Here is a 20,577-nt window from a genome sequence, read left to right as displayed (position 1 = left end):
TTTTTCATGTCTGCGCGGCGCCGCCCGGGACGCCGGCGCGCGGCCCGCGCCGGCGGGCCCGCGCTGCACCGCATCAACGCTGGGCGTTGACCTCCGCCACCGCCACCGCCGTCATGTTGACGATGCGGCGTGCCGTAGCCTGCGGGTTCAGGATATGCACCGGCTTGGCCGCGCCCAGCAGGATCGGGCCCACCGTCACGCCTTGCCCGCCGGTGATCTTCAGCAGGTTGAAAGCGATATTGGCAGCATCCAGCGTCGGCATCACCAGCAGGTTGGCGCTGCCGGCCAGCTTGGTCGACGGCAGGAAATGGCGGCGCACTTCTTCCACCAGCGCGGCGTCGCCCTGCATCTCGCCCTCCACCTCCAGGTGCGGCGCGGTGGCGGCGAGGATCTCGCGCGCGGCGCGCATCTTGCGCGCCGACGGACGGGTCGACGAGCCGAACATCGAGTGCGACATCATCGCCACCTTCGGATGCAGGCCGAAACGCGAGATTTCCTCGGCGGCCAGCTCGGTGATGGCGGCCAGCTCCTCGGCGGTGGGATCGTCGTTGACGAAGGTGTCGGTGATGAAGAGCGTGTACTTTTCCAGCATCAGCGCATTCATCGCCGCGAACACCTTGGCGCCCGGCGCCAGGCCGATCACGTCGCGCACGTGCTCGAGGTGGGCCTCGAAGCGGCCGACCGTGCCGCACAGCAGCGCGTCGGCATCGCCCATGTGCATCAGCATGGTGCCGATCAGGGTGTTGGAGCGGCGCAGCGCCACCTTGGCCATGTCGGGCGTGACACCGTCGCGGGCGCGCAGCGCGTGGTATTCCTCGTGGTAGGCGCGGTAGCGCGGATCGTCCTCGGGATCGATCAGCTCGAAGTCCACGCCCGGCCGCAGGCGCAGGCCGGCCTTGTCGATGCGCATCTGGATCACATGCGGACGGCCGATCAGGATCGGGCGCGCCAGGCCTTCGTCGACCACGCCCTGTACCGCGCGCAGCACGCGCTCTTCCTCGCCTTCCGCATAGGCCACGCGCTTGGGCGCAGCCTTGGCGGCGGTGAAGACCGGCTTCATGATCAGGCCGGTGTGGTAGACGTACTGCGTCAGCTGCTGGCGGTAGGCCTCCAGGTCCTGGATCGGACGCGTGGCCACGCCCGACTCCTCCGCGGCCTTGGCCACCGCCGGCGCGATCTTCTCGATCAGGCGCTGGTCGAACGGCGTGGGGATGATGTAGTCGGGGCCGAACTTCAGCTCGCGGCCGCCGTAGGCCGCCGCCACCGCCTCGTTCAGCTCGGCCTCGGCCAGTTCGGCGATCGCCTTCACGCAGGCCAGCTTCATCTCTTCCGTGATCTTGGTCGCGCCGCAGTCCAGCGCGCCGCGGAAGATGTAGGGGAAGCACAGCACGTTGTTGACCTGGTTCGGGTAGTCCGAACGGCCGGTGGCGATGATGCAGTCGGGACGCGCGGCCTTGGCTACTTCCGGGCGGATTTCCGGCTCGGGGTTGGCCAGCGCCAGGATGATCGGCTTGTCGGCCATGGTCTTGACCATCTCGGCGGTCAGCACGCCGGCGGTCGAGCAGCCCAGGAAAACGTCGGCGCCCTTGACGATATCGGCCAGCGTGCGGGCCGAGGTGTCCTGCGCGTAGCGGGCCTTGTTGGCCTCCATGTTCGCGTCGCGGCCGACGTAGATCACGCCCTTGGAGTCGACCACCGAGATGTTCTCGCGCTTCACGCCCAGGCTGACCATGGTGTCGAGGCAGGCGATCGCGGCGGCGCCGGCGCCGGACACGGCCAGCTTGACCTTGCCGACATCCTTGCCCACCACCTTCAGGCCGTTCAGCAGCGCAGCGGTCGAAATGATGGCGGTGCCGTGCTGGTCATCGTGGAAGACGGGGATGTTCATGCGCTCGCGCAGCTTCTTCTCGATGTAGAAGCACTCGGGCGCCTTGATGTCTTCCAGGTTCACGCCGCCGAGCGTGGGTTCCAGCGCGGCCACGATCTCGACGATCTTGTCCGGGTCGCGCGCGTCGAGCTCGATGTCGAACACGTCGATGCCGGCAAACTTCTTGAACAGGCAGCCCTTGCCTTCCATCACCGGCTTGCCGGCCAGCGGGCCGATGTCGCCCAGGCCCAGCACGGCGGTGCCGTTGGTCACCACGGCGACCAGGTTGGCGCGCGAAGTGTATTCGGCCGCAGTGGACGGATCCTTGGCAATCTCCTCGCAGGCATAGGCCACGCCCGGCGAGTAGGCCAGCGACAGGTCGCGCTGGTTGGACAGCGCCTTGGTCGCGGTGACCTGGATCTTGCCCTTGGTCGGGCTGCGGTGGTATTCCAGCGCGGCCAGGCGCAACTGCGCCTCAGGACTGTTGGGGGCATGTTGCGGTGCATCACCGCTGGTCTTGCTGCTCATTCTGCTCGTCCGGTAAGAATGGCCTCATCCGCGCGGCCGGCCCGCGTCTGTACGGGTCGTCCCCAGCGGCCGGGGCCGGAAGAATCGAAGGGCCATTTTAGCCCAGGCATCCTGTTCGAGAAGGCCCGAATGCCGCGCCAGTGGCCCAAAGCAGGGGAATTCCCCAGGTAAAACAGCTTTTACCCGGGCAGTGGCAATCGCGCCTGTCTGCGCGGCGCCGCAAGCGTGCAACGGTGGACAATTGCACGCACATGTAGCCGGTGCCTCTGGCGGAAGCGCCCCGCGCCTGAGGCGCGCAACGCGTGCCGCCAGGCGGGCCGCCCTCCCCTGCCCACGGGTCCGCCAGCCGACACTCAGCGGTCCGCCTTGTCCAGCGGCAGCGTCACGCGCCGCGGCCGGCCGTCGTCCGCCGGGAAGTTGGCGAAGGCGCTGCGGATCAGGTAGGGCATGGCCGATTGCAACGAGCCCCCTTCGGTCTGCTGCCGCGCCGTCACCTGGTAGACCGGACGACCGCCGGCTGCCTCCTTGAACACGACCGACAAGGTGGCCACCGTCACCGGCACGTCGCGCACCACGGTCGCGGGTGGCCAGTAGCCGGGGCCCCAAGGTCCCCAAGGGCGGTAGGCGGCATAAGGTCCCCAGTACGGTCCCCAGGGCCCGTACCAGGGATCGGGATAGGCCGTGTCGACCACGCGCACCAGGCCGGGGGCCGCCTCATAGCTCATGCCGACCAGGTAGCGCGCCTGCGCGCGCGACACCTGGCTGAATCCGAGCGGCGCCAGCGTCTCGGCCAGCCATTGCTGGTAGGTCAGCCGATCGAGCTGGTCCTGCTGCGCCTTCTCCGTATCGAAGGCATAGGTGCGCGGCGCATCGTTCTGCCAGCCGGCCTGCTTGAAGGCCGTCACCTCGCTGGTCACCGTGCTGGCGCAACCGCCCAGCCACAGCGTGCCCAGCAGCACCATGCCCGCGGCGATGCCGCGCCCCGACCTGTCCGGATACCGCCACTTCATGATCGCCCCTCGCATGCTTCTATCGTTCCTGTCGTGTTGCCTGCACTCTCTGACCGCGGGCGCGCTCCAGGATTCCCGCCGGCCCGCGCCCGGCCCCTTGGCTACAATGGGGTTTTGGCCCGCGCCGCGGCGGCGCGGCGCCCCAACGGTCATCCGAGGACAGAACCGCCATGCTGCGCACCGACACGCCCGTCACCGTCTACCGTAAAGACTATAGTCCGCCAGCCTTCGCTTTCGATCATGTCGACCTGGTGCTCGAACTGGACCCGGAACGGACCCTGGTCACCAGCACCGTGCGCTTTCGCCGCACCGCCGCCGACGCAGCGCTGGTGCTGGCCGGCGAGGACCTGGAACTGGTCAGCGTGAAACTGGACGGCCAGGCGTTCGCCGCCACCGCCCAGGACGGCACGCTGACGCTGGCCGGCCTGCCTGGCGAAGGCAGCCTGGAAATCACCACCGCCTGCCGTCCCGCGGCCAACACCACGCTGTCCGGCCTCTACGTCTCCAACGGCAACTTCTTCACGCAGTGCGAGGCAGAGGGCTTCCGCCGCATCACCTATTTTCTCGACCGGCCGGACGTGATGACCACCTACCGGGTCACCCTGCGCGCCGACCGCGCCGCCTATCCGGTGCTGCTCTCCAACGGCAACCTGGTGGGCCGGCGCGAACTGCCTGCGGGGCGCCATGAGGCCGTTTGGGAAGACCCCTTCAAGAAGCCGAGCTACCTGTTCGCGCTGGTGGCTGGCAAGCTCGAATGCATCGAAGAACGGGTGGTGTCGGCCTCCGGCAAGGAGAAGCTGCTGCAGGTGTGGGTCGAGGCGCAGGACCTCGGCAAGACGCGCCATGCGATGGACTCCCTGATCCATGCCATCCGCTGGGACGAACGGCGCTTCGGCCTCGAGCTCGACCTGGACCGCTTCATGATCGTCGCCGTCGGCGATTTCAACATGGGCGCGATGGAGAACAAGGGCCTCAACATCTTCAACACCAAGTACGTGCTGGCCAATGCCGAGACGGCCACCGACACCGACTTCGCCAATATCGAATCGGTGGTGGGCCACGAGTACTTCCACAACTGGACCGGCAACCGGGTCACCTGCCGCGACTGGTTCCAGTTGTCGCTCAAGGAGGGCCTGACCGTCTTCCGCGACCAGGAATTCTCCGCCGACATGATGGGCTCCGAATCCGGCCGCGCGGTCAAGCGCATCGAGGACGTGCGCCTGCTGCGCCAGGTGCAGTTCCCCGAGGACGCCGGCCCGATGGCGCACCCGGTGCGCCCGGACAGCTACGAGGAAATCAACAACTTCTACACGGTGACGGTGTACGAGAAGGGTGCCGAGGTCGTGCGCATGTACCAGACCCTGCTGGGCCGCGACGGCTTCCGCAAGGGCATGGACCTGTACTTCCGGCGCCATGACGGCCAGGCCGTCGCCTGCGACGATTTCCGTGCAGCCATGGCCGACGCCAACGGGCGCGACCTCGGCCAGTTCGGGCTCTGGTACAGCCAGGCCGGCACACCGGTGGTCAGCGTGCGCAGCGCGTGGGATGCCAAGGACGGCAGTTTCACCCTGACGCTGTCGCAGCATTGCCCCAAGGTGGGCATCGAGACGCGTGCCGGCACGCCGGACAAGCAGCCCTTCCACATTCCCTTCGCGATCGGCCTGATCGGCGCCGACGGGCGCGACCTGCCGCTGCACCTCGACGGCGAGGCCGGCGATGCGCCCGGCGCCGGCGACACCACGCGCGTGCTCGATTTCACCGGCGCCGAACAGAGCTTCCGCTTCACCGGCCTGCCGGCACAACCAGGTGGCGCCGCCCCGCTGCCCTCGCTGCTGCGCAATTTCTCCGCGCCGGTGATCGTCGACGCCGACTACACCGACGCCCAGCTCACCTTCCTGCTGGCGCACGACAGCGATCCCTTCAACCGCTGGGAAGCCGGCCAGCGCCTGGCCACGCGCGCGCTGCTGCAACTCGTATCGGACGCCCAGGCCGGCCGCGAACTGCGCCTGGCCCCGGAACTGGTGGCCGCCGTGCGCACGGTGCTGAGCGACGACAGCCTCAACCCCGCCTTCCGCGAGCAGGCCCTGCTGCTGCCGGCCGAGGCCTACCTGGCCGAGCGCATGAGCGTGGCCGATCCCGCCGCCATCCACCGCGCGCGCCAGTTCCTGCGCGAAGGCCTGGCGCGCGCGCTGCAGCCTGAGTGGCTGGCCGCCTACGAGGCCAACGCCACGCCGGGACCCTACAGCCCCGACGCGGCCAGCGCCGCCAAGCGCGCGCTGCGCAACCTGGCGCTGGGCTACCTGGCCGACAGCGGCGACGCCGCCATGCAGGCGCTGGCCGAGCGGCAGTACCACGCCGCCGACAACATGACCGATCGCTTCGCCGCGCTGAGCGCCCTGGTCAACAGCTTTGCGCCCGGCCGCGAAGCGGCGCTGGCCGACTTCTACCAGCGCTTCGAGCACGACGCGCTGGTGATCGACAAATGGTTCTCGCTGCAGGGCATGCAGCGCGGCGAGATCGGCGCCCACGCCGGCAAGCGCACCCTCGACACGGTGCGCGCGCTGATGGAACACCCCGCCTTCACCCTGCGCAACCCCAACCGCGCACGCGCGCTGATCTTCAGCTTCTGCTCCGGCAACCCGGCGCAGTTCCATGCCGAGGACGGCGCGGGCTACCGCTTCTGGGCCGAGCAGGTGCTCGCGCTCGATGCCATCAATCCGCAGGTGGCGGCGCGGCTGGCGCGCGTGATGGACCGCTGGCAGAAGTACACGCCGGTGCTGCGCGATGGCATGCGCGCCGCGCTGGAGCAAGTGTCGGCAGCCCCGTCGCTGTCGCGTGACGTGCGCGAGATCGTCGGCAAGGCGCTCGCCGCCTGACACCGGGGGCCGCCGCCGGCTACCCGCCCGAAGCGGGAAGGCCGGCGGCGCCGGCCCGCCCCTGGCGGCCATGTAGAATTGCGGCCATCCAAGGAGAACCACCATGACTCGCATCAGCCTGACCCGATATCTGGTCGAGGAGCAGCGCAAGCACAACACGATCCAGCCCGAACTGCGGCTGCTGATCGAAGTGGTCGCGCGCGCCTGCAAGGCCATTTCCAACGCTGTCAGCAAGGGCGCGCTCGCCGGCGTGCTCGGCTCCGCCGGCACCGGCAACGTGCAGGGCGAAACCCAGCAGAAGCTGGACGTGATCGCCAACGAAGTGCTGCTCGACGCCAACGAATGGGGCGGCCACCTCGCCGCCATGGCCTCGGAGGAGATGGATTCCTTCTACGAGATCCCCAATCGCTACCCGAAGGGCGAATACCTGCTGCTGTTCGATCCGCTCGATGGCTCGTCGAATATCGACGTCAACGTCTCGATCGGCACCATCTTCTCGGTGCTGCACATGCCCAAGCCGGGCCAGACCGTGACCGAGGCCGACTTCCTGCAGCCGGGCAGCCACCAGGTCGCCGCCGGCTATGCCGTCTACGGCCCGCAGACCACCCTGGTGCTGACGGTCGGCAACGGCGTGCAGATGTTCACGCTCGACCGCGAGGCCGGCAGCTTCGTGCTGACCCAATCCGATGTGCAGATTCCCGAGGACACCAAGGAATTCGCCATCAACATGTCCAATATGCGCCACTGGGCCCCGCCGGTGCGCCGCTATATCGACGAGTGCCTGGCCGGCACCGACGGCTCGCGCGGCAAGAACTTCAACATGCGCTGGATCGCCTCGATGGTGGCCGACGTGCACCGCATCCTGACGCGCGGCGGCATCTTCATGTACCCCTGGGACAAGCGTGAGCCGGAGAAGCCGGGCAAGCTGCGCCTGATGTACGAAGCCAACCCGATGGCCATGCTGGTCGAGCAGGCCGGCGGCGCCGCCACCAACGGCCACGAGCGCATCCTCGACGTGCAGCCGGAAAAACTGCATCAGCGCGTGTCGGTGATCCTGGGCTCGAAGAACGAAGTGGACCGCGTCACGCAGTACCACCGCGAAGCCGAACAGGCCCAGCAGGCTCAACAGGCAGGCGGAGCCTGAGGCACCCCTCTGCGCTGGCGGGAAGATGGATGAGGTGGCCCGCATGGCGCGGCCGCTTCAAAAAAAGCTTCCCACCGGCAGGACTCCCTGCTATTATTGCGGGCTGTTCCGGTTCACACGGAACGATGTTGCCGAAGTAGCTCAGTCGGTAGAGCAGCTCATTCGTAATGAGAAGGTCGGGGGTTCGATTCCTCTCTTCGGCACCATTCAGATCAAGCACCAAGCCCAGCCCACCGGTTGGGCTTTGTTGTTTCTGGGTGCCATGTAGCCATCGATGCGGCATTTTGGCCTCATGCGGCCGACACCGGTCCAGCCCCCCTCCCCGCAAACAGCCCGAGCAAGCCATGCAACGTACGGACAGGCACCCGTCTTGCACCGGGCAGGAATGTCATGCGGTGACTCATGCGATGACGCCGGCCTTCATGCGGGGATGGATAACCGGGCCACGAGCGAAATTGCTCCGCCGCCCATCTTTGATACCATCCAGCCCGAGACATGCCCTCTGGCCGACAGCCCCTCGGCCCCAAGGGCACGAACGGAGATCGCGCTGTGAAATACTCGAAGATCCTGGCGGTGATGGCATGCCTGGTGTCCGCTGCTTGCACCACCACGGCGCCGCCCTACTCCGGCCGCCAGATGTCCACGTACGATATGTCGACGGAATACACGGTGGAATATGTGCCGGACGGCTTCAAGCTTGCGGTCGACTACCGGTACCAGCAGTTCACGATTCTGCCCGGTAGCGCAGCCGCCGAGTGCAGGACAGCGATGCACAATGTGGCCGACAGCCTGGCAGACCGAAGGCAAAGGCCGATCGAACCGATAGGTGACCAAGACATCAAGTTGCACACCAGCAGGAATTGGTTCGGGAAGATAACCGTCTGCTCCGCGACCGCGCCGGTCGTCTGGAAGCGCTGAATCGATACACAACGGAGTACGGCCCGGCTCGCCTCGGGTCACGGCAGCCCGCGTGAGGCGGCGGGATCCGCTCCAGGGCACCGAGCCGGCCGGCAAACCGAAACGGCTTGGCCGCGCTGGCGCGGCGGGAAGCATCGACGCTGCGGTTCCGCACGGCACCCGGCGCGATCGCCGTCATGCATGCCGCAACTCACCTGCCCTGCCCTGCAGCAGTGCTTCGTTGCGCAGCGCGGCCTCGCGCAGGTAGTCCCATAGCGTGGTGATGCGCTTGAGCGTGCGCAGTTCTTCGTGGCAATAAATCCAGAAACTGCGCGCCACGACCACCTCGTCCACCAGCAGCGGCACAAGCCGCGGGTCTTGCGCGGCCATGAAACAGGGCAGGATCGCCAGCGCCTCACCCTGCAGCGCAGCATGGTATTGCGCGATCACGCTCGTGCTGCGCAGCACGACGTCGCCGCCGGGCACGATGTCTTCCAGATAGCGCAGCTCCTTGCTGAAGGTGAGTTCGTCGACGTAGCTGATGAAGCGCCGGCCCTTGAGGTCGCCGAGCCGCTCGATCGCGCCGTGACTGGCGAGATACGCTGGCGTGGCGTAGAGCTGCAGCCGGTAGTCACACAATTTGCTGCACACATAGGGGCCACGCCGCGGGCGCTCGATCGTGATGGCCAGGTCCGCCTCGCGCTTGGACAGGCTCACGAAACGCGGCACGGGCAGGATGTCGAGCTGGATCGACGGGTATTGCCGCTGAAAGCGCGACAGCAAGGGCGTAAGGAAGTAGGTGCCGAACGCCTCGGTGGAACCGATGCGCACGTGCCCCGACAGCGTCTGCCCCCAGCCGGCCACCTGCTCGCAGGCCGATTGCAGCGTTCCTTCCATCTGCTCGGCGTACACCTGCAACTGCTGCCCCTCGGGCGTGAGCGCGAAGCCCGCATTGCGCGACTTGTCGAACAGCAGCGTGCCCAGCGCCTGCTCCAGCGCGCGCACGCGGCGCGAAACCGTGGTGTGGTCGACTCCAAGGCGCTGCGCCGCCACGCTCACCCGCTGCGTGCGGGCGACCTCAAGAAAGTAGCGCAGGTCATCCCAGTCGGGGCGAGCGCCCGGCAAACCACCGTGTGCCCCCCCGGGTCCGTTTGACGCACGCCGTGCGCTGGATGTCCTCGCCGCCCTCGTGACTTGGCCGGCCCCACTCGCTCGGCTCGGCATGGGGGCATCTCCTATGTGTGTTTTTGCACATATTAAATGCAGATTTTCTGCATACAAAGCAAATTCACACAAATATACTCGCCCGATGCCACGCAAAGATGGCAAGGCAAGACAAGAAAAAACATCAAGGAGACACACGATGAAGATCAAGCCATGGTTGGCCGCGCTGGGACTCGGCGTCGGCTTTTGCGTCAACGTCCCTGCAGGCTTTGCGCAACTGCCCGACAGGCCGGTGAAGATCGGTGTGCTGACCGACATGACCGGTCCGTATTCGGCGATGGGTGGCTCAGGATCGGTGGTGGCCGCACAGATGGCCATCGACGACTGCCTGGCGGCCGAATGCAAGGGCATGAAGATCAGCCTGGTCTCGGCGGACAACCAGAACAAGGCGGACGTCGCCGCCAACCGGGCGCGCGAATGGTTCGACCGCGACAATGTCGATGCGATAGCCGACCTGACCAACTCCGCCGCGGCCCTGGCCGTGCAGAAACTGGCGATGGAGAAGCAGCGCGTGGTGATGTTCTCCGGCCCTGCGACCACGCGCCTGACCAATGAGGACTGCTCGCCGACGGGCTTTCACTGGATGTTCGACACCTATTCGCAGTCGGCCGCCACGGCCCGCGCGATGGTCAAGAGCGGCGGCAAGTCCTGGTACTTCCTGACCGTGGACTATGCGTTCGGCACCTCGCTGGAGAAGGACGCGGCCGATAACGTCAAGATGCTCGGCGGCACGGTGGTGGGCCAGTCGCGCCATCCGCTCAACGCGTCGGATTTCGCCTCGTTCCTGCTGCAGGCGCAGGCGTCGAAGGCGCAGGTCGTGGCGCTGGCCAACGGCGGGCAGGACACCGTCAACGCGCTCAAGGCGGCGCGCGAGTTCGGCATCGTGCAGCGCGGCCAGAAACTCGCGGCCTTGCTCGTGTTCCTCTCGGACGTGCACGCCCTCGGCCTCGATACCGCGCAGGGCCTGATGTTCACCGACGGCTTCTACTGGGACTACGACGACGCCTCGCGCGCCTGGTCCGCCCGCTTCCAGCAGAAGTACAAGAACCTGAAGCCGACCATGGTGCAGGCGGGGGTGTATTCGAGCGTGCTGCATTACCTGCGCTCGGTCGCGGCGGCCGGGAGCGTCGATGCCAAGGTAGTGGCGCAGAAGATGCGCGAGCTGCCGATCCGCGACCCGATCATGCGCAATGCCTCGATCCGTCCCGACGGCCGCGTGATCCACGACATGACCCTGTTCCGCGTCAAGACGCCGGCCGAATCGAAGGGTCCGTGGGACTACTACACCGCGGTAGCCACGGTGCCTGCGGCCGAAGCCTTCCAGCCGCTGTCGAAGTCGAGCTGCCCGCTGCTCAAGACGACGTCCGCGTCGCGCTGACACGCTGGCGCAGGCACGCGATGACCGGTACCGCCACCGCGGCCCGGCTCGCCCCCCCATCTTCTTCTTGATTGAGCATCTGATCCGGTTTTCCCAGGAGAGCGATCCATGTCCATTCCGACCCTCCCGCTGCTGATCGACGGCAAGCGGGTCGAATCGAAGACCACCGAGTGGCGCGATGTCATCAACCCGGCCACGCAGGAAGTGGTCGCGCGCGTGCCGTTCGCGACGGCAGACGAACTGAACGCGGCCATCGCCTCGTCCAAGGCCGCGTACAAGACGTGGCGCAACACCTCGCAAGCGGCGCGCATGCGCATCATGCTGCGGTTCCAGCAACTGCTGCGCGATCACACCGCCGAGCTGGCGGCGCTGATCACCCGCGAGCACGGCAAGACACTGCCCGACGCGGAGGGCGAGGTGGGACGCGGCCTGGAGGTGGTGGAGCACGCCTGTTCGATCGCATCGCTGCAGCTCGGCGAATACGCGCAGAATGCCGCCGGCGGCATCGACGTCTACACGCTCATCGAGCCGCTCGGCGTCTGCGCCGGCATCACCGCGTTCAACTTCCCGGTGATGCTGCCGTGCTTCATGTTCCCGCTGGCGGTGGCGTGCGGCAATACGTTCGTACTCAAGCCCTCGGAACAAGACCCGAGCGCGTCGCTGCGGCTGGCCGAGCTGGCGCTCGAAGCCGGGCTGCCGCCGGGTGTGCTCAACGTGGTGCACGGCGGGCCGGACATCGCCAATGCCCTGTGCGAGCACCCGGACATCAAGGCCGTGTCGTTCATCGGCTCGACGCATGTGGGCACGCAGCTCTACCGCCGCGCGTCGGACGCCGGCAAGCGCTGCCAGGCGATGATGGGCGCGAAGAACCATTGCGTGATCCTGCCCGACGCCGATCGCGAGCAGGCCATCAACCACCTGCTGGGCGCGGCATTCGGCGCGGCGGGCCAGCGCTGCATGGCAACCTCGGTGGCCGTGCTGGTGGGCGAGGCGCGCGAGTGGGTGTCCGAGATCGTCGAGCGTGCGCGCAAGCTCAAGGTGGGCCCGGGCACGGACCGCAGCGCGGACCTCGGCCCCGTGGTCTCGAAGAGCGCGCGTTCGCGCATCGAGCGCCTGATCGGCGCCGGCGTGGAAGAAGGCGCCAAGCTGCTGCTCGACGGCCGCGGCCACAGCGTGGCGCAGGCGCCCGAGGGCAACTTCATCGGGCCGACGGTGTTCGATGGCGTAACCGCCGGCATGTCGATCTACCGCGAGGAGGTCTTCGGGCCGGTGCTGTGCATGACGGGCGTCGACACGCTCGACGCGGCCATCGACCTCATCAATGCCAATCCGAACGGCAACGGCGTGGCGCTGTTCACGCAGGACGGCGGTGCGGCGCGCCAGTTCCAGAACGAGATCGACGTCGGCCAGGTCGGCATCAACCTGCCGATTCCCGTGCCGGTGGCATGGTTCAGCTTTACGGGCTCGCGCGCATCGAAACTGGGCGACCTCGGCCCCAATGGCAAGCAGGCGATCCTGTTCTGGACGCAGACCAAGACGGTGACGGCACGCTGGCAGGCGCGCGGCACGGGGCCGGCCGGCGTGAATACGACCATCACGCTGAAGTGATGCCAGCCTGATGCGAACACGGGAGACCGTCATGACCACACAGAGAATCGCCTTCATCGGCCTCGGCAATATGGGCGGCCCGATGGCTGCCAATCTCGTCAAGGCCGGACACGCCGTGCGCGGCTTCGACCTGTCGGGCGCGGCACGGGAACGCCTGGCCGCGCAAGGCGGACAGGCGGCCAGCTCGATCGCCGACGCCGTGCGCGATGCCGACGTGGTCATCACGATGCTGCCGGCGGGCGAGCACGTGCTGGCCGCCTACGGCGGACCGGACGGCATTCTCGCGCATGCCGCGCCGCACGCGGTGCTGCTCGACAGCAGCACGGTGCCGCCGGACGTGCCGCGCCAGATCGCGGCGCAGGCGCGCCCGGGCACGGCCCTGCTCGATGCACCGGTGTCGGGCGGCACCGCGGGCGCCGCGGCCGGCACGCTCACCTTCATGGTCGGCGGCGACGCGGCGCTGGTCGAGCGCATGCGGCCGCTGCTGGCATCGATGGGGCGAGCCATCCACCATGGCGGGCCGCTGGGCGCCGGGCAGACGCTCAAGCTGTGCAACAACATGCTGCTGGGCATCCTGATGGCCGGCACCAGCGAAGCGCTACGGCTGGGCATCGCCAACGGGCTCGACCCGAAGGTGGTCTCGGCCGTCATGCAGCAGAGTTCGGGACGCAACTGGACGCTCGAGGTGTACAACCCCTGCCCGGGCGTGATGGAATCGGCCCCGGCCTCGCGCGGCTATACGGGAGGCTTCGCCACGGACCTGATGGCCAAGGACCTGCGCCTGGCGCACGCCGCCGCAGCGGCGAGCGGCGTGGCCGCACCGCTGGGCGACCTGGCGCGGCGCATCTTCGAAGTACACCGCGCCAACGGCCACGGGCCGCTGGACTTCTCCAGCGTGTTCGCGGATCCGGTGATGCTGGAGCAGGCGCTGGCGGTCAGGTAGGCGGCGCGGGCATCATGCCGCACAAGCCTGCCCTGGTGCCCGCGCGCCCTGCTTTACGTCGATGGCGGCTCATGCCAGGCCGACAACGGCTTCTTCGCGCCCGGCCGTTCCATCCGGCCACGATCGCTCCAGCCAGCCTCGACCTCGCCGGATGGCCGTCCCGTCACCAGCCAGTGTGCTGGTTCGTGAATTCGTGGAATCACTAAGCCTGCCGAGAAGACGTGCGAGGCCAGGAACGAAGCGCAGCAAGGCTGGAGCCTTGCGAGCATTCGTGACGACGCATCGCGCGGCCCATCGACGGACTCAGGGCGGACTTAGTCAACGAATTTGTGATCCAGGACACTAGAAGCGAAGCCAGGCAAGCACGCCGAGCACCAGGCCGACCGCTCCGATCCCATACGAGACGAGTTGCAGCCACCTGCGCCGCGTGAGGATGGTGATGGCCGCCATGGCGATGGCCACCTGCGTGGCGACCAATGCCTGCGCCCAGCGATGGTGGCTGTGCACTGTCTTCTCGCTGGCCTCGTCCGCATCCCGCGCGGCCTTCTCGAACGACTCGGCCTTCAGGCGGATCTGCTCGCGTTCCATCGCGTAGCGCTTTGCTTCCCGCGCGGCCCGCTCATGGTCGACGCCGGGTAACTGCGCGCTCAGTTCCGCGATGGCCTCCGCCTGCCCCTTGGCCTGGTAGTAGGCCCACTGGTTGGCCGCTTCGGTCTTGTGGATGGCGGCCTGGTTCTTCAGCAACAGTGCTTCGTTCTGGGTGGCCCCGCCTTGATACCCGAAGACCGCGCCGATCGTCGACAGGATTGCCGTCATGACCGCGATGCGGCCCGCCAGCGGATCGAACGCCCCGGCCTCGGCGGCGCGGTCGAGCGCGTCGTCATGGGCACCATGCACCTCGAATTCTTCCGGCATCCCCCTCCTCCGGACTGGCCGCTCGATGCCGCTAATATCTACCGCGTCATCGGTCCAGGCAAGTCCCTGCCTCGATGCTGCCATGCGATGGTTGGCCGCGGCACTGGAGTGCGGCCGGCCGGCATGCGGCAGCACACGCACACGTGAACACGCCCACCGCCGGGCCGCTCAAGCATCGCAAGCCCAGTGCGCCAGTGTGGCGACGGTGTTCATATTGCGCGCCGTGCCGGCCTGCGCCGCGGGAACCTTCAGCTTCGAAGCCGCCATGCCCGACCCATAGTGCACGTAGATCTCGCGCGTACCCAGGGCGATCTGCTCGTCCTTCAGCCCGCTGGCCTTGCGCGCCGCATCGGCAGGCGGCGCCGCGTCCAGGAAGATGGCGACGGTACGGTTGGGCGCCGCCTGCGCAAAGGGATTGGCTGCCAGCACGGCCGCCATCTCGGCGCCGGTGCGCACCAGCACACCCACGGGCTTGCCGGCATAGGCGGCCAGCGCCTCTTCCAGCGCGGCCTTGACGGCCGCTTCCTTCAGTTCACTGCGGAACACCACATTGCCGCTGGCGATATAGGTACGCGCGCCGCTAAAGCCGAGGCCCTCGCAAAGCGCGCGCAGTTCCGCCATCGGCAGCTTGCCGGTGCCGCCGACATTGACGGCGCGCAGCAGGGCGATATAGGTAGTGGTAGGCATCGCGCCATTCTACGCCGCCCGGACCGCATGGCCCGGGCCACCGTCGGCTGCGCCTGACGCAATGGACTAGCGGTGCGACGCCACCCGTGCCGGCGGCATCCACGGATTACGGCAGGCGAGTGCCGCCGGCTGCTCGGCGTCCAGTTCGAGCAGCCGCCGCACCGCCGCCTCCAGCGTCGGCAGCGATGCCGTCTTCGGCAGGCTCAGGTGGCCACCCCAGGGAAAATCCGCCTCCGCCTGGCACATCCACATGTTGTCGCACAGCACCAGCACGCGGGCGCCGGGCATGCGCGCGCGCCAGCAGCGCAGCAGGTGGGCGTTGTCGCTGGCATCGTCCGCCATGCTGTACACCAGCAGCGCCGTTTCGTAGCCGCCGCCGTCGACGACGTCGAAATCGTAGGGCTCCAGCCCGATCACCACATCCAGTTCCGGCAATTGCCGCAGCAGGCTCTGCAGTCCCATGCGCATCAGCGGGTGGCTCTCCAGCACGATCGCTCTCATTTCCCTGCTCCTCGTCTTTGTCGTCAGCGGCGGATGCCACCGCTCCCCTGCGCAGGATTCTGCAATCGGCGTGCCAGAGCGCCGCGCCCACGCGGGGGCACCGTGTCGTGCGGCGCCAGGCCTTGCCGCGCCTGGCCTGGCGGGGCATGGGCGGGCGCCGGCGGGGGCGCCAAGCCACCGGCCGCGTGCGGCGCCGGCGTTACGTGTCACGTAACGCGTTACGGCGGCGTCCCCATCCGGCCGCCTCCGCGCCTGCCAAGCGCCGCCGCTTTCGGTAAACTGGCGGACATCGCTCGCCCTGCCGCGCACGCCAGCCCGGCGCCGCGCCGCGCGCGGCCCATCCTCCCGCTTCATGTCGAATACCCACGAAATCCGCCCCGGCCAGTCGATCGAATTGCTCAAGGCCCTGCACATCCTGACCCGCGACGGCAAGATGAACCAGGACAGCCGGCGCAAGCTCAAGCAGGTCTACCACCTGTTCCAGTTCATCGAGCCCCTGCTGCAGGAGCGCAAGCAGGCGTGCGGCCAGGTCACGCTGGTCGACCACGGCGCCGGCAAGTCCTACCTGGGCTTCATCCTCTACGACCTGTTCTTCAAGACGCTGCAGGACGCCTCGCACATCTACGGCATCGAGACCCGCGAGGAACTGGTGCAGAGCTCGCGCGAGCTGGCAGCGCGGCTGGGTTTCCCCGGCATGTCCTTCCTCGACCTGTCGGTGGCCGACTCGATCACCTCCGACGCGCTGCCTGCCACGGTCGACGTGGTCACCGCCCTGCACGCCTGCAACACGGCCACCGACGATGCCATCCGCTTCGCCCTGCACAAGCACGCCCACCACATCGTGCTGGTGCCTTGCTGCCAGGCCGAGGTGGCCAGCGTGCTGCGCAAGCACAAGGGCAAGCTGCTGGCCGGCAATCCGCTCACGGAGCTCTGGCGCCATCCGCTGCACACGCGCGAATTCGGCAGCCAGCTGACCAATGTGCTGCGCTGCCTGCAACTGGAGGCACACGGCTATCAGGTGACGGTGACCGAGCTGGTGGGCTGGGAACACTCGATGAAGAACGAGCTGATCATCGCCCAGTACAAGGACCTGCCGCGCCGCCGCCCGGCCGAGCGGCTGGCCAGCGTGATCGACTCGCTGGGCCTGGAAGAACTGCGTGAACGCTTCTTCGCGCCGGCCTGAACGGGCTCCCGGGCAGGCGCCTGCACCATTGCCTGCGCCAGCGCGATGCGCCTGCCGGCGCCCCGGTCGTCAGTCGCCGGACGGCTCCCGCATCCACTCGTGCCAGCCGGCCAGGCCCAGGCGGCGCATGGTTTCCTGGTTGCGCTCGTAGATGTCCGCCGCGTCGGGAAACGCCTCGGCCGCGCGCGCGATGCTGTCTTCGCGCAGCAGGTGCAGGATGGGGTAAGGCGAGCGGTTGGTGCAGTTCTCGACATCGTCCGGCTCGCTGCCGGCGAACTGGTACTCGGGGTGGAAGCTGGCGATCTGCAGCGTACCGTCCAGCCCCAGGCTGGCCAGCAGGCGCTCGGCGAAGTACAGGAAGTCGTTGTACTCGAGGAATTCGTTCAGGGCATGCGGCACGATCAGCAGGGTGGTGTCGACCTGCTCCGGATCGGCCTCCGCCAGCAGCTTCAGTTCGCGCTCGAGGTCGTCGAGCACCTCAGGCGCCGTGCGCGCGGCGCTGATGGCGTAGCGGATCTGGCCCTTGACGTGCACGCCCTTGGCGAAGGGGCACAGATTGAGCCCGATGACAGCGCGCGTCAGCCAGTGGCGTGTGGCGGCGAGCACGGCATCGTCGCCGGCAGGAGTGGCGCTGCCAGGGGCAGCCGGAGAAGGCAGGTCGGACATGGAAGCAAGCTCGGTACGGGCCCCGATTCTACCCCCGCCACCCGATATAATCCGCCGCGCAAGCGCCAGCGCGCGCCTCTCCCCGACCACCTCGATGCCCACTGCAGACCAGCCTGACACCACTACCCCACGCCACCTGGGTGATCCCGGCCACGCCGGCGCACCGCATGCGGGCGAGCGCCGCGCGGTGGCCGTGGTCGGCGGCGGCCCGGCCGGCCTGATGGCGGCGCAGCGGCTGGCACAAAGCGGCCTGGCCGTCACGTTGTTCGATGCCATGCCCTCGGTCGGGCGCAAGTTCCTGATGGCCGGCAAGGGCGGCATGAACCTGACCCACGCGGAAGCGGCGCCGGCCTTCCTGGCCCGCTACGGCAGCCGCAGCGCGGACATCGCGCCGCTGCTCGCCGCTTTCGGCCCGCAGGCGCTGCGCGAGTGGGCGCACGGCCTCGGCATCGAGACCTTCGTCGGCAGCTCGGGACGGGTCTTCCCCACCGACATGAAGGCCGCACCGCTGCTGCGCGCCTGGCTGCATCAGTTGCGCGAGGCCGGCGTGACCTTCCGCATGCGCCACCGCTGGCTGGGCTGGAGCGAAGGCGCGGTGGCCGGCGGCCAGCGCCTGCGCTTCGCCACGCCCGACGGCGAAGTCCATGCCGATGCCGGCGCCGTGGTGCTGGCGCTGGGCGGCGGCAGCTGGGCCAGGCTGGGCTCCGATGGCGCCTGGGTGCCGCTGCTGGCCGCGCGCGGCATCGGCACCGCGCCGCTGCAGCCGGCCAACTGCGGCTTCGACGTGGACTGGAGCGCGCACTTCCGCGAGCGCTTCGCCGGCCATCCCCTCAAATCCGTGGCCATCGGCCTGCAGGGGCCGGACGGCAGCGAACTCTATCGGCAAGGCGAATGCGTGGTCACGGCCGGCGGCATCGAAGGCAGCCTGGTCTACGCGCTGTCGGCGCCGATACGCGACCGCATCGTGCGCGACGGCGCGGTCGAGATCCGCCTCGACCTGGCGCCCGGGCTGGAGGCGCGGCGCGTGGCCGACGAAGTGGCGCGTCCGCGCGGCGCGCGCTCGCTCTCCAGCCACCTGCAGAGCCGGCTGGGCATCACGGGGGTCAAGGCGGGACTGCTGCGCGAGTGCCTGCCGAAGGAGGCGATGAACGATCCGGCAGCGCTGGCGGCCGCGATCAAGGCGCTGCCGCTGCGCCTGCTGCGGCCCCGTCCCATCGACGAAGCGATCAGCAGCGCCGGCGGCGTGCCCTTCGAGGCAATGGACGAGCACCTGATGCTGCGCGCGCTGCCCGGCGTGTTCTGCGCCGGCGAGATGCTCGACTGGGAGGCCCCCACCGGGGGCTACCTGCTGACCGCCTGCTTCGCCAGCGGCTTGGTGGCGGGAGCCGGCGCGGCCGGCTACCTGGGCCGGCGCTGAGTCCGCCGCCGGGTCCGCCATCTCCGGCGGGCGGAGCTCAGCCGCGCCGGCCGCCGGTAATGGCCAGGGCCACCGCCTCCGCCACCTCGATGCCGTCGATGGCCGCCGAGTAGATGCCGCCCGCATAACCGGCACCCTCACCGGCGGGATAGAGACCTTCGACGTTCACACTCTGGTAATCGTCGTCCTTGCGGCGGATGCGCAGCGGTGACGAGGTACGCGTTTCCACGCCGGTCAGCACGGCATCGTGCATGGCAAAGCCATGCAGTTTCTTGTCGATCTCGGGCAGGGCCTCGCGGATCGCCTCGATGACGTAGTCCGGCAACGCGGTCGACAAGTCGGTGGGCGTCACGCCCGGCTTGTACGAAGGCTCGACCGTGCCGAGCGAGGTCGACGGCCGGCGCGCGATGAAATCGCCCACCAGCTGGCCCGGTGCCCGGTAGTCGCTGCCGCCGAGGACGAAGGCACGCTCTTCCCAATGGCGCTGGAAGGCGATGCCGGCCAGCGGACCGCCGGGATAGTCCTCCGGCGAGATGCCCACCACGATGCCGGCATTGGCATTGCGCTCGGCACGCTTGTACTGGCTCATGCCGTTGGTGACCACGCGGCCGGGCTCCGAGGCCGCGGCCACCACCGTGCCCCCCGGGCACATGCAGAAGCTGTAGACCGCGCGGCCGTTGCTGCAGTGGTGCACCACCTTGTAGTCGGCCGCGCCCAGCAGCTTGTTGCCGGCGAACTTGCCGAAGCGGCTGCGATTGATCAGGCCCTGCGGATGCTCGATGCGGAAGCCGAGCGAGAACGGCTTGGCCTCCATGAACACGCCGCGCGCATGCAGCATCTCGAAGGTGTCGCGCGCGCTGTGGCCGACGGCCAGCACGAGGTGCTCGCAAGGCAGGTAGTCGCCGGTGGAGAGCTTGACGCCGCGCAGCTTGCCGCCGTCGATGTCGAGGTCGTCCACGCGCGTGCTGAAGCGGATCTCGCCGCCCAGTTCGAGGATCTCGGCACGCATCTTTTCCACCATGCTGACCAGGCGGAAGGTGCCGATGTGCGGCCGCGCCTTGTACAGGATGTCGTCCGGCGCACCGGCCTTGACGAACTCCTCCAGCACCTTGCGGCCGTAGTGCTTCGGATCCTTGATCTGGCTGTAGAGCTTGCCGTCGGAGAAGGTGCCGGCACCGCCTTCGCCGAACTGCACGTTCGACTCCGGGTTCAGCACGCCCTGCCGCCACAGGCCGAAGGTGTCCTTGGTCCGCTCGCGCACTTCCTTGCCCCGCTCCAGGATGATGGGGCGGAAGCCCATCTGCGCCAGCAGCAGCCCGGCCAGCAGGCCGCACGGCCCCATGCCCACCACCACCGGGCGCGGGGTGCCGCCCTCGGGCGCGCGCGCGACGAAGCGGTACTGCATGTCGGGCGCGATGCTCCACTGCGGCTTGCCGGCCATGCGCTGGCGCGCACGCTCCTCGTCCTTGACCTCGATATCGATGATGTAGGTCAGCTTGATGTCCGAGCGCTTGCGCGCGTCGTGCGCGCGCCGGAACACGGTATAGCCGACGAGGCCGTCCGCCTTGACGCCGATCTGGGCGAGATGGGAAAGCACAGCGGCCTCGAGGTCACTTTCAACGTGTTCGAGGGGGAGTTTGACTTCACTGAGACGTAGCATGGGCAAAGAATCCAGCGGCCGGGATGACAAAGCGGGGACGGCCGGAGCGCAATTCTATCGGCTTTTCGGCACA

16 protein-coding genes and 1 tRNA gene are annotated in these 20,577 nt (G+C 68.3%); 9 read left to right on the top strand and 8 right to left on the bottom strand.

Annotation, left to right across the window (positions count from 1 at the left end; genetic code table 11):
* Positions 1 to 73: 73 nt before the first annotated feature.
* Together BKK80_RS06985 and BKK80_RS06980 are read right to left on the bottom strand one after the other, a co-directional pair.
* A complete protein-coding gene (locus BKK80_RS06985; RefSeq protein WP_071011810.1) occupies positions 74 to 2,395 on the bottom strand; it encodes an NADP-dependent malic enzyme in 2,322 nt (773 codons plus the stop codon).
* A 353-nt stretch (positions 2,396 to 2,748) separates the two neighbouring features.
* Complete coding sequence (locus BKK80_RS06980) at positions 2,749 to 3,357, bottom strand: DUF4136 domain-containing protein (protein WP_071016210.1); 609 nt, start codon at positions 3,355 to 3,357, stop codon at positions 2,749 to 2,751.
* A 218-nt stretch (positions 3,358 to 3,575) separates the two neighbouring features.
* Between BKK80_RS06980 and pepN the strand changes: the two genes are divergently transcribed.
* The 4 genes from pepN to BKK80_RS06960 all read left to right on the top strand — a co-directional run bounded on the left by pepN (position 3,576) and on the right by BKK80_RS06960 (position 8,343).
* Positions 3,576 to 6,281: an aminopeptidase N gene (gene pepN, locus BKK80_RS06975; RefSeq protein WP_071068775.1), complete on the top strand. Its 2,706-nt coding sequence runs from the start codon at positions 3,576 to 3,578 to the stop codon at positions 6,279 to 6,281.
* 103 nt (positions 6,282 to 6,384) lie between these two features.
* Entirely contained in the window at positions 6,385 to 7,425 is a 1,041-nt protein-coding gene (locus BKK80_RS06970; protein WP_071037272.1) for a class 1 fructose-bisphosphatase, read from the top strand.
* A gap of 130 nt (positions 7,426 to 7,555) precedes the next feature.
* Positions 7,556 to 7,631: transfer RNA gene (locus tag BKK80_RS06965), tRNA-Thr, on the top strand.
* A 343-nt stretch (positions 7,632 to 7,974) separates the two neighbouring features.
* Entirely contained in the window at positions 7,975 to 8,343 is a 369-nt protein-coding gene (locus BKK80_RS06960) for a hypothetical protein (RefSeq protein ID WP_071011805.1), read from the top strand.
* Positions 8,344 to 8,517: 174 nt separating this feature from the next.
* On the opposite strand, the gene BKK80_RS06955 is transcribed toward BKK80_RS06960, so the two are convergent.
* Positions 8,518 to 9,447 carry a LysR family transcriptional regulator gene (locus BKK80_RS06955; protein WP_071037274.1) on the bottom strand — a complete coding sequence of 310 codons (930 nt, stop codon included), beginning with the start codon at positions 9,445 to 9,447 and terminating at the stop codon, positions 8,518 to 8,520.
* Between the two features lie 238 nt (positions 9,448 to 9,685).
* Here BKK80_RS06955 and BKK80_RS06950 point away from each other — a divergent pair, with 238 nt between their 5' ends.
* The 3 genes from BKK80_RS06950 to mmsB all read left to right on the top strand — a co-directional run bounded on the left by BKK80_RS06950 (position 9,686) and on the right by mmsB (position 13,475).
* The gene (locus BKK80_RS06950; RefSeq protein WP_071068774.1) at positions 9,686 to 10,924 is read left to right on the top strand and encodes an ABC transporter substrate-binding protein; all 1,239 of its coding nucleotides are present in this window, start codon (positions 9,686 to 9,688) and stop codon (positions 10,922 to 10,924) included.
* Between the two features lie 108 nt (positions 10,925 to 11,032).
* Positions 11,033 to 12,532 carry a CoA-acylating methylmalonate-semialdehyde dehydrogenase gene (locus BKK80_RS06945; RefSeq protein WP_071068773.1) on the top strand — a complete coding sequence of 500 codons (1,500 nt, stop codon included), beginning with the start codon at positions 11,033 to 11,035 and terminating at the stop codon, positions 12,530 to 12,532.
* A gap of 31 nt (positions 12,533 to 12,563) precedes the next feature.
* On the top strand, positions 12,564 to 13,475 hold the full coding sequence (gene mmsB / locus BKK80_RS06940) for a 3-hydroxyisobutyrate dehydrogenase (RefSeq protein WP_071068772.1): 912 nt from the start codon (positions 12,564 to 12,566) through the stop codon (positions 13,473 to 13,475).
* Between the two features lie 342 nt (positions 13,476 to 13,817).
* Here mmsB and BKK80_RS06935 read toward each other — a convergent pair whose 3' ends face one another.
* From BKK80_RS06935 to BKK80_RS06925, 3 genes are all read right to left on the bottom strand, one after another.
* Complete coding sequence (locus BKK80_RS06935; RefSeq protein WP_071011796.1) at positions 13,818 to 14,390, bottom strand: DUF4337 domain-containing protein; 573 nt, start codon at positions 14,388 to 14,390, stop codon at positions 13,818 to 13,820.
* A 168-nt stretch (positions 14,391 to 14,558) separates the two neighbouring features.
* The gene (locus BKK80_RS06930) at positions 14,559 to 15,077 is read right to left on the bottom strand and encodes a DUF1697 domain-containing protein (protein ID WP_071068771.1); all 519 of its coding nucleotides are present in this window, start codon (positions 15,075 to 15,077) and stop codon (positions 14,559 to 14,561) included.
* A 66-nt stretch (positions 15,078 to 15,143) separates the two neighbouring features.
* Entirely contained in the window at positions 15,144 to 15,578 is a 435-nt protein-coding gene (locus BKK80_RS06925; protein WP_071011792.1) for a response regulator, read from the bottom strand.
* Between the two features lie 352 nt (positions 15,579 to 15,930).
* Here BKK80_RS06925 and BKK80_RS06920 point away from each other — a divergent pair, with 352 nt between their 5' ends.
* Positions 15,931 to 16,761 carry a class I SAM-dependent methyltransferase gene (locus BKK80_RS06920; protein WP_071011791.1) on the top strand — a complete coding sequence of 277 codons (831 nt, stop codon included), beginning with the start codon at positions 15,931 to 15,933 and terminating at the stop codon, positions 16,759 to 16,761.
* A gap of 69 nt (positions 16,762 to 16,830) precedes the next feature.
* Here BKK80_RS06920 and BKK80_RS06915 read toward each other — a convergent pair whose 3' ends face one another.
* Complete coding sequence (locus BKK80_RS06915; RefSeq protein ID WP_071068770.1) at positions 16,831 to 17,427, bottom strand: DUF1415 domain-containing protein; 597 nt, start codon at positions 17,425 to 17,427, stop codon at positions 16,831 to 16,833.
* A 220-nt stretch (positions 17,428 to 17,647) separates the two neighbouring features.
* On the opposite strand from BKK80_RS06915, the gene BKK80_RS06910 reads away from it, so the two are divergent.
* A complete protein-coding gene (locus BKK80_RS06910) occupies positions 17,648 to 18,844 on the top strand; it encodes a TIGR03862 family flavoprotein (protein WP_236903745.1) in 1,197 nt (398 codons plus the stop codon).
* 37 nt (positions 18,845 to 18,881) lie between these two features.
* On the opposite strand, the gene BKK80_RS06905 is transcribed toward BKK80_RS06910, so the two are convergent.
* Positions 18,882 to 20,504, bottom strand: a complete 1,623-nt coding sequence (locus BKK80_RS06905) for an NAD(P)/FAD-dependent oxidoreductase (RefSeq protein ID WP_071011787.1) — start codon at positions 20,502 to 20,504, stop codon at positions 18,882 to 18,884.
* Positions 20,505 to 20,577: the final 73 nt, after the last annotated feature.

The organism is Cupriavidus malaysiensis, from assembly GCF_001854325.1.
GTDB lineage: Bacteria > Pseudomonadota > Gammaproteobacteria > Burkholderiales > Burkholderiaceae > Cupriavidus > Cupriavidus malaysiensis.
The sequence above is the reverse complement of the archived record's forward strand: the minus strand, read 5'-3'. Positions and strand labels throughout refer to the sequence as shown.